The organism is Microcystis sp. LE18-22.4A, from assembly GCF_027531105.1.
GTDB classification, from domain to species: domain Bacteria; phylum Cyanobacteriota; class Cyanobacteriia; order Cyanobacteriales; family Microcystaceae; genus Microcystis; species Microcystis aeruginosa.
Genome location: NZ_JAPZRB010000210.1, coordinates 1 through 14,457, shown reverse-complemented (window position 1 = coordinate 14,457; position 14,457 = coordinate 1). Strand labels below are relative to the sequence as shown.

Here is a 14,457-nt window from a genome sequence, read left to right as displayed (position 1 = left end):
CGGGGATCGGGGGAAAATTCAGGTACTTTTTCCCTGAAAATTAGGTAGTTGACCACCTCAAAACTGGTAAAACCCCACACCCCACACCCCACACCCCACACCCTGCCACCACCGAAAAGCTTTTTCAGCAAACCCTATTTAACTGCCAACAATTCCACATCGAAAAGTAAAGTCGCGTTGGCAGGAATCACCCCACCGGCACCCCGCGCACCATAACCCAATTCTGGGGGGATAATTAAGGTACGCTGCCCACCGACTTTCATCGATGCGACTCCTTCATCCCATCCTTTGATCACTTGACCAACTCCAATGGTAAAGGTAAAAGGTTGATTGCGATCCTTGGAACTATCGAATTTTTTGCCGTCTGTGAGGGTTCCCGTGTAGTGAACAGTCACTTTTTGACCTTTTTGAGGACTTTCTCCAGTTCCTTCCACGATATCTATGTATTTTAGTCCCGAATCGGTGGTGACTGCTTGATCTAAATCCATGGAGATGATTTCCTTATTAATAGTTTGAGTGATAGCGGGTGGAGCGATTTCTGCGGCGATCGCATTGGTTTTTTCCCCTCCACCAAAGAGGGAAGCAACGATTAAAAATAAGCCACAAACCGCAATAATAGCAAAACTGAGCAAGATTTCGCGCATTGATTTCATAGTTCCCTAACGCCAGAGTTTATTCTCTAAGTCTCTCACCTGCCGTTCTAATCTATCAATCCTTCCCCGCAGTTCATCCATTTCCGATTGTCGGGGAACCCCTAAATCCTGCAAGATATTGCGGATATAGCGTTCTAAGTTATTCTCGAAGCTCCCTTGTTCAGACTTCATCTGTGTCATCAGATCATCGACAAAGTTTTTAGCCTGATCGGAATTGATTTTACCGTCTTTTACTAATTCGTCGCTCACTTCTTTGATCTTTTCTGCCACCATGGAAGTAGTACCAATACCCATCAGCAGCAATTGTTTAATCCAGTCGCTATTATCCATTGTTTTCACACCTGTCAAGGAGACGGGGATAAAAATATCCCTATTCCATTATGGACTTTTGCGGCGGTAACGGCAGAGCGATCGAGCAGATAACCCGCCAAAGTTATCCCCGTGGAACTACCCCCATCTAGGTTTAAACCGTCCTTTGCCGACATTAACAGCAAAATTCGGGCTAATTCGCCTAAAGTTGCCCCCCTTCCCCCGACGCGATTATGGATAGCCACTAGCAAAATTTTTCCTTCTTGGCTGACTGCGATCGCACTGCGGGAAGCTTGTTGATTTTGGAATGCAGGACTAAATTTTTCGGCATTTCCGTCCAAAACTATGCGCCCATTCTGCAATAATAGGGGGCCAGCACCTAAAATCTGAGGATAATTAGCAAAATCTCCCGGTAGGGTGACGCTATCGAGGTTGACTCTTTCACCAATATTTAAATTAATATCTGTCTTTCGGCAGATGACTAAATAGCCGTTTTCCGGTATGGCGATACTGTCCTGTGGGGAAAGATTATTTAATTTCTCCGTCACGCGATCGCCTTGGACGACTAACCCGGTTTCGCGCTCGGTGAGGGGATGATAATTACTCCCCCAATCGCGAGTATAACGACTGCAGCCGGCTGTCAGGAAAGCACTATTTAACTGGGTTAGGGGAAAACGTTGTCCGGTGACAGTAATGAGAGTTTCCTCTAAACTGAGGCGATCGATCCTGATTTTACCACGATTATCCCATGCGATCGCTCCTCGGTTTAAAATTGGTCCAGATAACCATTTGCCATCCACACGAATTGCTCCCAAAGGTAACTGATTATTACGATTAAAAAAGCCGCCATTAATCATCGCTACTGCGTTACTTTCGCTATTAATCATGATCAGGGGATTAGTGCCGCGCACTGAGGTGGAATTAGCGGTAATTGGTTTAATAGTTATCTGAGGATTTCTGGGATCGATTTCTAACCAAGTCACGGGAAACCAATCTTTGTCTAACTGGATATATTTTTGATTCCAGATTAACCCTGGTTGCCAAACAATGCGCTTTTCATCCATAGCATCGGGACGAGAATCAATGATAATTCGGGGAGGATTAGCCACACTGCTGATCTGTAATCCGTAGGCAGTGGGAAGGTTAATTTTTAAACGACTGATCACCCCATTATTTTCTAAGGAAGTGATCTGAGTGGGTAAGTTATTATTGGAGTTTCCTAGATCATCTTCATCGTTATTTTGATTACTGTTGCTGATAGTTTGGGGTTGAAACCTAGAGATAAGGGATTGTTGGGCATTTCCTTCTAGAGTAATCACTGCTTGATTTTTTGCCTGACTAACTTGCCAAAAGGTCGGGCGATCGAGTTGAATAATAATCCTTTGTACTGCTCCATAATTTTCTAGCTGAATATCTTGAATCTGAGGAGCAGGAAAGTTAATAGTTAAACTATCGCCATTAATAGTGGTTGTTGCCCCCATGGTTAGTAAAATATCCGTAACGTCCAGCCAGCGATCGGAATTGAGCAAATTAGCTGATAAAGTTTGTAAATTAAACCAGCTTATCGGTTGCTTTTTTGAATCATTTGTGCTAAGAAAATCCATGCCGAATAATTGTCTTGCTCCCGTGTCACTCATGGCGATTCTGGTATTATTTGCTGCTGTCCACTGTCGCCAAGAAACGGGCAAAGAACGACCATTAAGAATAATTGTTCGTCCCTGTTGCTGGTTCGATAAATCCCTAGCAGCTAAAGTTATTGGTGATCTATGATCGGCTAAAGATATAGCTGGACTGCCGATAATTATCAAGGAAATTACCGTTAAACAGATAGATGAAAAAGTCAGGTAATTTAACTGCATAATTATCCCCTTAAATCCCCTTGGTTAAGATAATAAAGAGCAATGATTTTTTCCGTGACTTCTGCAATACTGAGATGATCGGTGTTAACTTCGATCGCATCTGCAGCTTTTCGCAGGGGTGCTAGGGAGCGATTACTATCCAAATAATCCCTTTTTTCAATCTCTTGGGTTAATTCTGCGAGACTAATCCCACCATTTCCCTGCGCTTCTAAGTCTTTTAATCTCCTTCTGGCTCTTTCTTCGGGTGTCGCTGTCAAGAAAATCTTTAATTCCGCTTCTGGGAAAACATTAGTACCAATATCCCGACCTTCGACAACTATTCCCCCCGACATTCCCATCTGTCTTTGCAGGGTGACTAACTGTTGTCTCACCGCTTTTTGAGCGGCAATTCTGGACACTTGCGAGGTAATTGCGGGAGAGCGAATCTCTAAAGTCACATCTTGCCCGTTAATCTTCACTATAGTCACATTTTCGGGACTATCGGCCGGAATTATTGCTATCTTCGCTAAAGATAATAACTCGGCGATGGCCGCTTCTGCGGACAAATCCAGACCGGAATTCACCACTAACCATGTCACCGCGCGATACATCGCACCGGTATCGAGATAAGTTAACCCCAATTTTTCGGCTACTAAGCGCGTTACCGTCGATTTTCCCGCTCCAGCAGGCCCATCAATAGCGATAACTGGCCGACGTTGACGCAAGATAATATTATCAATTAAACGGGTTTGACCGATCGATCCGGCGATCGCTAACAGTCCCCCTGTCTCGATCTGCTCGATCGGTTGTAAACTCTGGGGATGGACTAAATCCAGATACTGACAGCGAAATTCTGGTACTCTGTCGAGATTTTTTTGGACAATAGCCAGTAGTTTTTCCCTTTGTCTTTCCCCTAAACGAAAACTTTCGAGGGCTAATTGCAAACTTTGGGCGATAATTGTCGCTTTTTCCCTTTCTGTGGCCGATAGATACTGATTGCGAGAACTAACTGCTAATCCCGATGTTTCTCGCACTGTAGCACAAGCGCGAATCTCGATCGCTAAATTTAAATCCCTGACTAATTGCCGGATAATCGCTAACTGTTGAGCATCCTTTTCGCCAAAATAGGCGATCGTCGGTGCAATAATATTAAACAACCGCGTGACAATTGTGGCTACTCCCTGAAAATGTCCCGGACGAAAAGCACCACATAACCCGCTAGTCAGAGAAATCGGGGGAACAACTGCGGTTATCTCCTCAGAATTACCAATTCCTAAAGTTTCCGCACTGGGAGCAAAAATAGCAGCAACCCCCAAGGATTCACACAATTGGCGATCGCTGTCAAGGCTGCGGGGATAGCGAGAAAAATCCTCTGTGGGGGCAAATTGTAGAGGATTAACAAAAATACTGACCACAGTTACCTCCGCTTCCGTCACTGCGCGTCGAATTAGACTAGCATGACCTTTATGGAGAGCGCCCATGGTTGGCACGAGGGCAATACTATGATCATGGCGATAATCAGCCAAAAAAGTGCGTAAACCGGGGATTGTTGTGAATATTTGCACAGGGTTCACTCCTTTAATAGCCTATTCCACTACTATTCGCCAGGGGATGCTGCCCGATGATCGATTCGGCTGCTTCCGGGGAATCGGCTTTAAATAATAACATCCCATCGCCTCTTTCTGTCCAATGATTCCCTTTTTGCCTCCTGTCCTGACTTGAAAGAGGGTGTAGGGTGTGGGGTGTAGGGAAAGAAACCTCTTTCATCTGTGGGGGTGAAAATTTTTTCATCGGGACTGACTTGATTAAACGCTGCACATAGGCTTGTTTGACAAACCAGGGCATAATTTTTTTTAGGACAATGACTGGTGAGCAGCCCCAAAATTGTATAGATTAATGGCAAAAAAGACTTGACAAAATCCCTCGATTTGACCTATACTTTTTATTATAATGGGAATCCGTGCCGAAATATATATAAGCCTTTTTAGTCTAGACTATTTAAAAAAAAATTATGCAATTACAACCCCAAAAAAACCTTGAAACAATATCAATTAATACACTTGATCGGTGAATCGAATAGGGAACCTTCGATCGAGTCGAGGGCGAATTAATCGGCAGTAATCAAGTTCGCCTATCCGTCGTCACGATTTGGCTAAAACGAAACCTAGATCATCAATTTCAATTTATCACCCTCAAACCCCGAAAGGAAAAATAAACCATGGCGCAACTATACGAAGAAGTGACCCTAGCCCGCGACGTTCCCGAATACAATCTTAAGCAGGGTGATTCGGCGATTCTTGTTGATATAGTTGCCCATCCGAAGGGGGGTGAGGAAGGATATGTTTTAGAACTATTCAACGAAGTAGAAGAATCGGTTAACGTCGTCATTGTCCCGAAATCGGCGATTCAAGAAGAGGAAAAAGAAGGTTCTTCGTTACTTGGTATGGTTCGATATAGGGGCATAAATTGACTAAATCCTTATATGGCAAGAGACTTAATTGATTAGTTTGTTCTAGAGCGAAAACAATTGACAAAAATCGCAGCAATGTCTGTCTCTATCGGGGTTTCATTCCTTATAACCCCCTCCATTGGATAAAACAAATAGAAGAACCTAATTTTTTTCAGGACAATGACTGGTAAGCAACCCGACAATTATATAGATTAATGCTAAAAAAGACTTGACAAAATCCCTCGATTTGACCTATACTTTTTATTATAATGGGAATCCGTGCCTAAATATATATAAGCCTTTTTTAGTTCCGATAATTAAGTGGTTCTGATTAAATAGAAGATAGATTTTGTCTTTGATCCCCTTGCCCCCTAGGGTTGATTCATAGTAGGGTTGATTCATGAATCAACCCTACCTTGAGGGGGTTTGATCCCCCCTGCCCCCCTTGATAAGGGGGGTTTGATCCCCCCTTAATCCCCCCTTGATAAGGGGGGTGTTTGACAGTTAACACCTACCTACTTAATAAACCATCACCGGGTAAATAGCCAGAGATAAAAATTATGAAGGAAAGTACCGTCCCCACCATTAATCTCGCCCCTAAACTCAGACGCGATTTATCTTTATGGAATCCCTTTGATTATCTTTTGCTGTTGTACTGGGTGTTTTATTTTCCCCAAGCAGTGCGCTGGTATGTGGAAACGAGAGGCGGCGGCGATAACCATCCCGTACAATTGCGCCTAGGGATTCAGGGTCTTCTCTTAACTGTAATTACCCCTCTGATTATCTGTAGCATAGCAGCAAATTTAGGACTTTCTGTTAATTGGGTGGGCGTGGCGTCGGGCGTGGTGTCGGGCGTGGTGTCGGGCGTGGCGTTGGGCGTGGCGTTCGGCGTGGTGTCGGGCGTGGCGTTGGGCGGGGTGTTGGGCGTGGCGTTGGGCGTGGCGTTCGGCGTGGTGTCGGGCGTGGCGTTGGGCGTGCCGTTGGGCGTGGTGTCGGGCGTGGCGTTGGGCGTGGCGTTGGGCGTGGTGTCGGGCGTGCCGTTGGGCGTGGTGTCGGGCGAGGTGTCGGGCGTGGTGTCGGGCGTGGTGTCGGGCGTGGAGTTGGGCGGGGTGTTGGGCGTGGCGTTGGGCGTGGTGTGGAGCTCGGTGTGGGTCGGGGTGTTGGGCGTGGCGTTGGGCGTGGCGTTGAGCGGGGTGTCGGGCGTGGTGTCGGGCGTGGTGTGGGGCGTGGTGTTGGGCGTGGCGTCGGGCGCGGTGTGGGGCGTGGAGTTGGGCGGGGAGTTGGGCGTGGTGTGGGGCGTGGTGTCGGGCGTGGCGTTCGGCGTGGCGTTGAGCGTGGCGTTGGGCGCGGTGTCGGTCGTGGTGTGGGGCGTGATGTCGGGCGAGGTGTCGGGCGTGGCGTTGGGCGTGGCGTTGGGCGTGGCGTTGGGCGTGGCGTTGGGCTTGGCGTTGGGCGTGGCGTTGGGCGTGGCGTTGAGCGGGGTGTCGGGCGTGGTGTCGGGCGTGGTGTCGGGCGTGGCGTCGGGCGTGGTGTTCGGCGTGGCGTTGGGCTTGGCGTCGGGCGTGGTGTTCGGCGTGGTGTCGGGCGTGGCGCTGGGCGTATTCGCCTTTTTCCGTCTTGATAATTGGCTAATCGGGCTTTTGGCGGGCCCCCAAGGGCGACTTTTTCCCCGTATTACCCTTCTACCGCTGCCGGGGTTAACCTCGACTCTACAACAATGGTTACAGCAAGACTGGGAAACGGCTATTAATAACCTCAATCAATACCTTCGGTACAGCCGCCAGTTTATTCCTGTCCTTGCCGCCGTTAATCGCGTTTTACCGCAATTCCCAGAGGCAGAAATTATCTATCGGGTCTCCCGTCTGGCAGAAAATCCCTCCGATTGGCAATTGTTAAAATATGCGTCGGCGAAACCGTTTTCCTCCGATTGGCAATTGTTAAAATATGGGTCGGCGAACACGTTTTCTTTTCCTGACAGCCAAATCCGTCTAGATACTCCTGCTCGCGCCGCCGCCGCTGGTTTTTGGTATCTTCACCAACAGGACACCGAAAAAGCCGAAAAAGCCTTTGCTGTGGTACGTTCCCTCGCCTACGGGCAAGAAATGTATAGCCTAGCCCAAACTTTACACCGATTTAGTCGGGCAGCAACTTTCGATAGTATCGGTTTCCTGAAAGTTGCCCCCATTGCCGCAGAACCTTCATTACGTCCGCAAACTTGGCAAGCTATCAGCAGTTTAAATCGAGTTATCGCAGAAATGGCTTTAGCACAGAGAAGTAGAGATCGGATTATCGGGGAATTAAGCGATATAATCGACCGACAGGCTGCCAATTTACCCCAAGCAGAAAAAGCATTAATCCTTTCTATCGCCCAAAAATGGAAAACTTGCTGTTCTTCTAGGTTGTAAGCTAAGACGCATTTAAACCGCTTATTCTTGGATTAGCCGAATCTCCCCCCCCTGCCCCTAGGGTTGATTCATAGTAGGGTTGATTCATAGTAGGGTTGATTCATAGTAGGGTTGATTCATGAATCAACCCTACCTTGAGGGGGTTTGATCCCCCCTGCCCCCCTTGATAAGGGGGGTTTGATCCCCCCTGCCCCCCTTGATAAGGGGGGTGTCTGACAGTTTTTAACACCTACCGACAATCAACCTTACCTTGAGGGGGTTTGATCCCCCCTGCCCCCCTTGATAAGGGGGGTGTCTGACAGTTTTTAACACCTACCGACAATCAACCTTACCTTGAGGGGGTTTGATCCCCCCTGTCAGCCTTGATAAGGGGGGTGTCTGACAGTTTTTAACACCTACCTACTTAGTGCCAGATTAATTTCTTAGCTAGGATAGGCAAGAGGCAGCTGGAAAAAATTCTCCTGTCTCCTGTCACGGCTGCTGGCAGTAAGTAATTTTGCCGGCATCTGATATTCAAACTCAAGCAACTATGTGTCAACTTTTAGGCATGAATTGTAATGTCCCCACGGATATCTGTTTTTCCTTTGAGGGATTTTGTGCGCGGGGAGGAAAAACCGACGAACATCGAGACGGTTGGGGAATCGCCTTTTTTGAAGGTTTAGGCTGCCGAACTTTTATTGATGTTAAACCCTCGATCGCTTCTCCGATTGCGGAATTAATTAAAAACTATCCGATCCATTCTACCAATGTTATCGCCCATATTCGCAAAGCCACCCAAGGAGAAATTAAACTAGAAAACTGTCATCCTTTTCGGCGGGAATTGTGGGGAAAATATTGGGTTTTTGCCCATAATGGTAATTTAGAAAATTTCTCACCGGCTGCGGGAGATTTTTATCAACCGGTTGGGGACACGGATTCGGAAAAAGCTTTCTGTTTAATTCTTAATACCCTGCGAGAGACTTTTCCCCAGGGCAAACCTTCCCTAGAACAACTCTATCAAGTCCTAAAAACTATCACAAATTCTATCGCTTGTCAAGGAATTTTTAATTATCTTTTATCCGATGGTGAACATTTTTTTGCCCATTGTTCGACGAAATTAAGCTATATAATTCGTCAATATCCTTTTGCCGCTGCTCATTTAATTGATGAAGATGTGAGCGTTGATTTTCAAGCTTTAGCTCGTCCAGGCGATCAAGTAGCAATTATTGCCACTACTCCCTTAACTGATAATGAAGTTTGGACAACGATTAATTCAGGAGAATTATTAGTTTTTCAGGAGGGCGCAGCAATTTTAAGTTAATCTTACCAGTGGTCACTTTGCCGAGATTTTTCTAAATCAATTAACTGAGTTTTTAGTCCTAACCAATCTAATTGATGGGCGAGGCAATCTGAACCAATTTTTCCCGCTTCTAGATAAATAACTCTCTCGGCAAATTCCTCTAACAAATCCAGTTGATGATTGACCATAATTATCGTCATTGAACTTTGATTGTTTAATACTTCTAATAACCTGGTGGCCGTGCCTGTATCTAGAGCAGAGGTGGGTTCATCTAATAACAGTATGCTCGGTTCTAACAACAAAGCTCTGGTAATTGCCACTAATTGTCTTTGTCCTAAAGATAATTCTAACTCCCCGCGTTCAAACCACTGTTGAGGAATTTTTAACAGAGATGTCCAACGGTCAATTCTCTGATTAATTTCCGCAGGGATAAGTTTTTTTAATTGTAGAGGATAAGCGAGAGCATCTCGAACAGTCATCCCTAATAATTTCGACTCTTGTAGCAATAAAACTATCTGTTGTCGCAGGGAAATAACCGGTATTTCCTTAATCGATTTACCTTGAAAATAAATATTTCCCGTGCTGGGTTCCTGCAAACGATTTAACAATCGCAAAAGAGTCGTTTTTCCTGCCCCAGATGCTCCGACAATAGCTAACTTTTCTCCTTGCTTGATGCCAAAAGTAATATCTTCTAACAGATAAGCACTGCCGCGTCGGATAGCTAAATTTACTTGCTGTAGTTCTAAAATCAAGAGCGGTCTTTTCCTTACTTAGTTCAAGTTTATTATATAATAAAAATAGCCCAATGAGTTCGGCAGGTATTCCCCATGGTTAGTCAAGTTAACAAAACCGAGATTATCTATCCTGAGAGCGACGGTAAACCGATGGCAGATAATACTAAACAATTTAACTGGATAGTGACGATTAAGCAGAATCTCGACTGGTTATATATCGATGATCCCCAGGTATTTGTAGCGGGGGATCTGTTGTGGTATCCCGTGGAAGGCCAGCCGAAAATTGCTGCCGCTCCTGATACGATGGTAGTATTTGGCAGACCGAAAGGCGATCGAGGTTCCTACAAACAATGGCAAGAAGATAATCTTGCTCCTCAAGTCGTCTTTGAGATTCTTTCTCCCAATAATACCTCCATCGAAATGGCCAAAAAATTGCTATTTTATGATCGCTATGGAGTCCAAGAATACTACGTCTATGATCCCGATGATAATAGTCTAGAAGCTTGGCAGCGAATTGGTGACAGTTTAGACAGTGTTAGTGAGGTTAATAATTGGGTGAGTCCCCGTTTAGGCATTCGTTTTGACTTAACCGACGAGTTAAAAATTTATCGTCCTGATGGCACTCAATTTTTGTCCTACAGCGAAATTAATCAACTACTGGAGCAGGAAAAGCAACGGGCTGAAAATGAACGCCAACGGGCTGAACAGGTCAATCAGCAGTTAGTAGAAATGGAGGCAAAACTGCAAAAATATCGTCAACTTTTTGGGGAATTACCTAACTAGGGTCTGCTGAATAAATGTGAAATATAGACGAGGTAAGGGGTTTGGGGCCTGTTTGGCGAGGCAGGTGCAAGATTTTAAAGCTAGTGGCTCAAAAACCTTGCATCTTGATCGGCGATTGCGTCCTGTAGGGGCGAAGCATTCGGGCAATAACTTATCGGTGAAACCGTAGATTTTCTATCCGAATGCTTCGCCCGTACTTTTTGCCGCAAACCCTAACTAAAATCTTCACTAGCGAAGGGAGTATAACGAAAAAAGAGGACTGGTTAGTCCTCTTAACAAGATTAGTTTTCGCTAAATGTTAAACACAGAATGATTGCCAGGCCTAGTAGGCTAGACCCATACTGCGGGTGGTTTCTGCTCCGAGATAAACCCGAATGCTCAAGAAATCCGTCGGACAAGCGGTTTCGCAACGTTTGCAACCAATACAGTCTTCCGTGCGGGGGGAGGAGGCAATCTGGGCAGCTTTACAGCCATCCCAAGGAACCATTTCCAGCACGTCGAGGGGACAAGCCCGAACGCATTGGGTGCAACCGATACAGGTATCGTAAATTTTAACGCTATGAGACATCGAATTATGACTCCTTACCGAGTGTTCTCCATGTTAAATTTCGGGTTTATCGGTTAGTTTACCTTACAGCGATCTGTTCATCGCTCGATCGGTGACATAACTTTAAACTCTGTAACACTTGGGGCCAAATGGCGATCGCTAGTCAGGGATCGGGCAATTCTAAAATAGCCTTAAAGAATTGCTTGCCGGGGTTACGGGGGGAACCGAAAAAGGTAATCTGGATCGCAAGATAATTTATTTCGTTTGCCAGTATGACAGAAATAGCGATCGAATCGATCCTACAGGAAAATCGGCTGTTTCCTCCCAGTGCCGAATTTGCCCAGAATGCCACCATTAAAAGCTTTGAAGAATACCAGCAACTCTACGCCAAAGCCAAGGCCGATCCCTCGGCTTTTTGGGCCCAATTAGCCGAAAAAGAATTACATTGGTTTGAAAAATGGTCAGAGATTCTTGACTGGCAGCCCCCCTTTGCTAAATGGTTCGTCAACGGCAAGATTAATATTTGTTACAACTGTATTGACAGACATCTCACCACATGGAGACGCAATAAAGCCGCCATCATCTGGGAAGGAGAACCGGGAGACAGCCGCACCATTACCTACGAACAGCTACACCGAGAAGTCTGTCAATTTGCCAACGCTTTAAAAGAATTAGGCGTTAAAAAAGGCGATGTGGTCGGAATTTATCTGCCGATGATTCCCGAAGCGGCCATCGCCATGTTAGCCTGTGCCAGAATTGGCGCGCCCCACAGTGTAGTTTTTGGGGGATTTAGTGCCGATGCTTTGCGCGATCGTCTTAATGATGCGGCCGCTAAGGTGGTAATCACTGCCGATGGTGGTTTCCGCAAGGATAAAGTCGTTGCCCTCAAGGAACAGGTAGATCTGGCTCTAGCCGATAATAGCGCCCCCAGTGTGGAAAAAGTTCTCGTTGTCCAGCGCAGCAAGGAACCCATCAATATGGTTGCTGATCGCGATTACTGGTGGCATGATCTACAAAAACAGGTATCTGCTAACTGTCCGGCCGAACCGATGGATAGCGAAGATATGTTATTTATCCTCTATACCAGTGGTTCCACCGGCAAACCGAAAGGAGTCGTCCACACCACCGGCGGTTATAATCTCTACACCCATGTCACCTGCAAATGGATTTTTGACCTGAAAGACACCGATGTTTACTGGTGTACTGCCGATGTGGGTTGGATTACCGGCCATAGTTATATCGTTTACGGACCGCTCTCTAATGGTGCAACCACGGTAATGTATGAAGGGGTTCCCCGTCCCTCTAATTTAGGCTGTTTTTGGGATGTCATCGAGAAATATCGGGTTAATATCTTTTATACTGCCCCCACTGCTATCCGCGCTTTTATCAAAATGGGTGAAGATATCCCCAATAGCCGGGATTTATCCTCTTTGCGCTTACTGGGAACTGTGGGAGAACCGATTAACCCAGAAGCGTGGATGTGGTATCACCGGGTTATCGGTAAAGAAAAATGTCCGATTGTCGATACTTGGTGGCAAACGGAAACCGGGGGGATTATGATTACTCCCTTACCCGGGGCAATTGCCACCAAACCGGGGTCAGCAACCCTACCTTTCCCCGGTATTATGGCCGAAGTGGTGGACTTAGACGGTAATCCCACCCAAGCGAATGAGGGGGGTTATCTGGTGGTCAAACATCCCTGGCCCGGTATGATGCGAACAGTTTATAAAAATCCCGATCGCTTCCGCAATACCTACTGGGAACATATCGCCCCCAAAGATGGCCAATATCTCTATTTTGCTGGAGATGGTAGCCGTCAGGACGAAGACGGTTATTTCTGGGTAATGGGGCGCGTCGATGACGTGATGAGCGTTTCTGGCCACCGTTTAGGGACAATGGAGATCGAATCAGCTTTAGTATCCCATCCCGCGGTAGCGGAGGCGGCTGTGGTGGGACGACCGGATGAAATTAAAGGGGAAGAAGTCTATGCTTTTGTGACTCTCGAGGGGCATTATGAAGCGAGTCCGGAGTTAGCGCAAGCATTAAAGGATCACGTTGTCAAGGAAATTGGCATTATTGCTCGACCGGGAGAAATCCGTTTTACCGATGTACTGCCAAAAACGCGATCGGGTAAAATTATGCGTCGTCTCTTGCGAACTTTAGCATCAGGTCAAGAGATTTCTGGTGATACTTCTACTCTAGAAGATCGATCGGTTTTGGATAAATTACGGCAAGGTGCGTAATTTAATTGCTGGTTTTTCCTAGCAGTTAGGGTGAGGAATAAGAGTTAATCTTATCTCACTCTAACGGGAGTGATGCTCGGTGAACATATTTGCTCAAGCACCAAAGCTATAACTAATAATAAATCCTGTTGAAAAGGTATAGGGGAAGTGGGGAAGTGGGGAAGTGGGGAAGTGGGGAGTCGGTTGTCAATACCAAATTCGGTTATACTTCATGTTTATAAGAAAGGCTGTAATAATAAAGATAAGAGCGAATTGAAATTATAGGAGTTTAATCAATGACCACCACCACTACTACCGATAATGATTTAAAAAGACTAGAAGATTTAATCCTCAATGGACAGAAGATAATCGAACATCGATTCAACGAAATCGACAATCGACTCACTACCATGGAAACTCGACTCACTACCATGGAAACTCGACTGATTGAGGTTGACAATCGATTGAAGGTGATCGAGAATGGACAAGCGGAAATGAAAGCTGATGTCAAAACTGTTCAAAAAGATACTACCGATTTAAAGATTGAACTCACGGAAGTTAAAGGTGATATTAAAACTCTTGATAGTAAATTTGATGACATGAATAAACGCTTAGAGAAAGTCGAAGGAACCCAAAAAAATCAAATTTGGACATTGATAACTGTCTTAAGTGGTTCCTTACTAGCCGTAGGATTTAGAAGTTTTTTTATCGACAATAATCCCTAATCTCAGAAAAAGAATTGCTATAATTTGCTCACTAAAACAATGAAAAGTGATCGCCTAATTCTCCGTCCTTGGCAACTACCCGCAGACAAAGAGTCTTTTTTTCAGATCTATCAAAATTCCGAAGTCACTCATTTTTTGCCGAGAATTCGTCAGTTAGCCACGGATATTGAGAGTTTAAATGCCCATTTTTCCGAAAGATTACCAACTATTCGTAATCAGGGTAATGGCAGCGATTGGTGGGCAATGATCGATCGAAAAAATAATCAGATTATCGGTTCGATAATTTTACAGAATTTGCCCGATAAGCACGGTTATCCTACCCCAGATATCGAAATTGGTTGGCATTTACGGTGCGATTATTGGGGACAAGGATATATCTGAACTTCCCCCGTATAAATATACTAGCTATGGCTCAAAGTCTTACAGAGCCTGAGTTAAAGCAATGTAATACTAATAAACTACTGGGTACAAACTCCTGAAATCCTTACGCAGACAGGGTTTGAGGCAAAATTT

Annotated in this window: 13 protein-coding genes and 2 pseudogenes; 8 read left to right on the top strand and 7 right to left on the bottom strand. The window is 45.5% G+C overall.

Annotated elements, in window-relative coordinates:
• Window positions 1–134: 134 nt before the first annotated feature.
• The 5 genes from O9295_RS09240 to O9295_RS09220 form a co-directional block, all read right to left on the bottom strand.
• Entirely contained in the window at window positions 135–653 is a 519-nt protein-coding gene (locus O9295_RS09240; RefSeq protein WP_147069643.1) for an FKBP-type peptidyl-prolyl cis-trans isomerase, read from the bottom strand.
• A gap of 6 nt (window positions 654–659) precedes the next feature.
• Window positions 660–983 carry a phasin family protein gene (locus O9295_RS09235; RefSeq protein ID WP_002758682.1) on the bottom strand — a complete coding sequence of 108 codons (324 nt, stop codon included), beginning with the start codon at window positions 981–983 and terminating at the stop codon, window positions 660–662.
• Window positions 984–997: 14 nt separating this feature from the next.
• Entirely contained in the window at window positions 998–2,821 is a 1,824-nt protein-coding gene (locus tag O9295_RS09230; RefSeq protein ID WP_288032755.1) for a phosphodiester glycosidase family protein, read from the bottom strand.
• A 2-nt stretch (window positions 2,822–2,823) separates the two neighbouring features.
• Window positions 2,824–4,365 (bottom strand): bifunctional pantoate--beta-alanine ligase/(d)CMP kinase, encoded by a 1,542-nt coding sequence (locus O9295_RS09225; protein ID WP_288032754.1) that lies wholly within the window; start codon window positions 4,363–4,365, stop codon window positions 2,824–2,826.
• 89 nt (window positions 4,366–4,454) lie between these two features.
• Window positions 4,455–4,640, bottom strand: coding sequence for a hypothetical protein (locus O9295_RS09220; protein ID WP_502846497.1), 186 nt, complete (start codon window positions 4,638–4,640; stop codon window positions 4,455–4,457).
• A 240-nt stretch (window positions 4,641–4,880) separates the two neighbouring features.
• Between O9295_RS09220 and O9295_RS27805 the strand changes: the two are divergent.
• The 4 genes and pseudogenes from O9295_RS27805 to O9295_RS09205 all read left to right on the top strand — a co-directional run.
• A pseudogene (locus tag O9295_RS27805) lies at window positions 4,881–5,015 on the top strand (DUF6883 domain-containing protein); the annotation flags it as partial.
• 3 nt (window positions 5,016–5,018) lie between these two features.
• Window positions 5,019–5,270 carry a DUF4926 domain-containing protein gene (locus O9295_RS09215; protein ID WP_002755998.1) on the top strand — a complete coding sequence of 84 codons (252 nt, stop codon included), beginning with the start codon at window positions 5,019–5,021 and terminating at the stop codon, window positions 5,268–5,270.
• 539 nt (window positions 5,271–5,809) lie between these two features.
• Window positions 5,810–7,654 (top strand): hypothetical protein, encoded by a 1,845-nt coding sequence (locus O9295_RS09210; protein WP_288032752.1) that lies wholly within the window; start codon window positions 5,810–5,812, stop codon window positions 7,652–7,654.
• Between the two features lie 529 nt (window positions 7,655–8,183).
• On the top strand, window positions 8,184–8,954 hold the full coding sequence (locus O9295_RS09205) for a class II glutamine amidotransferase (protein WP_353851857.1): 771 nt from the start codon (window positions 8,184–8,186) through the stop codon (window positions 8,952–8,954).
• Window positions 8,955–8,956: 2 nt separating this feature from the next.
• Here O9295_RS09205 and O9295_RS09200 read toward each other — a convergent pair whose 3' ends face one another.
• Window positions 8,957–9,685, bottom strand: coding sequence for an ABC transporter ATP-binding protein (locus O9295_RS09200; protein WP_288032750.1), 729 nt, complete (start codon window positions 9,683–9,685; stop codon window positions 8,957–8,959).
• Between the two features lie 75 nt (window positions 9,686–9,760).
• Between O9295_RS09200 and O9295_RS09195 the strand changes: the two genes are divergently transcribed.
• Window positions 9,761–10,450, top strand: coding sequence for a Uma2 family endonuclease (locus O9295_RS09195; RefSeq protein WP_002756679.1), 690 nt, complete (start codon window positions 9,761–9,763; stop codon window positions 10,448–10,450).
• A gap of 322 nt (window positions 10,451–10,772) precedes the next feature.
• Here the strand turns inward: O9295_RS09195 and psaC are convergent, their stop codons facing one another.
• Window positions 10,773–11,018: a photosystem I iron-sulfur center protein PsaC gene (psaC, locus tag O9295_RS09190; RefSeq protein WP_002734319.1), complete on the bottom strand. Its 246-nt coding sequence runs from the start codon at window positions 11,016–11,018 to the stop codon at window positions 10,773–10,775.
• A gap of 251 nt (window positions 11,019–11,269) precedes the next feature.
• Here psaC and acs point away from each other — a divergent pair, with 251 nt between their 5' ends.
• The 3 genes and pseudogenes from acs to O9295_RS09175 all read left to right on the top strand — a co-directional run.
• A complete protein-coding gene (gene acs / locus O9295_RS09185) occupies window positions 11,270–13,240 on the top strand; it encodes an acetate--CoA ligase (RefSeq protein ID WP_288024253.1) in 1,971 nt (656 codons plus the stop codon).
• Window positions 13,241–13,515: 275 nt separating this feature from the next.
• Window positions 13,516–13,944: a hypothetical protein gene (locus O9295_RS09180; RefSeq protein ID WP_288024256.1), complete on the top strand. Its 429-nt coding sequence runs from the start codon at window positions 13,516–13,518 to the stop codon at window positions 13,942–13,944.
• Window positions 13,945–13,983: 39 nt separating this feature from the next.
• Window positions 13,984–14,322, top strand: a pseudogene (locus O9295_RS09175) (GNAT family N-acetyltransferase); the annotation flags it as partial.
• Window positions 14,323–14,457: the final 135 nt, after the last annotated feature.

What these genes read in the sequence shown, in the direction of transcription:
- O9295_RS09240 (WP_147069643.1), bottom strand. Translation starts at nt 653, where the DNA reads ATGAAATCAATGCGCGAAATCTTGCTCAGTTTTGCTATTATTGCGGTT.
- O9295_RS09235 (WP_002758682.1), bottom strand. Translation starts at nt 983, where the DNA reads ATGGATAATAGCGACTGGATTAAACAATTGCTGCTGATGGGTATTGGT.
- O9295_RS09230 (WP_288032755.1), bottom strand. Translation starts at nt 2,821, where the DNA reads ATGCAGTTAAATTACCTGACTTTTTCATCTATCTGTTTAACGGTAATT.
- O9295_RS09215 (WP_002755998.1), top strand. Translation starts at nt 5,019, where the DNA reads ATGGCGCAACTATACGAAGAAGTGACCCTAGCCCGCGACGTTCCCGAA.
- O9295_RS09210 (WP_288032752.1), top strand. Translation starts at nt 5,810, where the DNA reads ATGAAGGAAAGTACCGTCCCCACCATTAATCTCGCCCCTAAACTCAGA.
- O9295_RS09205 (WP_353851857.1), top strand. Translation starts at nt 8,184, where the DNA reads ATGTGTCAACTTTTAGGCATGAATTGTAATGTCCCCACGGATATCTGT.
- O9295_RS09195 (WP_002756679.1), top strand. Translation starts at nt 9,761, where the DNA reads ATGGTTAGTCAAGTTAACAAAACCGAGATTATCTATCCTGAGAGCGAC.
- psaC (WP_002734319.1), bottom strand. Translation starts at nt 11,018, where the DNA reads ATGTCTCATAGCGTTAAAATTTACGATACCTGTATCGGTTGCACCCAA.
- acs (WP_288024253.1), top strand. Translation starts at nt 11,270, where the DNA reads ATGACAGAAATAGCGATCGAATCGATCCTACAGGAAAATCGGCTGTTT.
- O9295_RS09180 (WP_288024256.1), top strand. Translation starts at nt 13,516, where the DNA reads ATGACCACCACCACTACTACCGATAATGATTTAAAAAGACTAGAAGAT.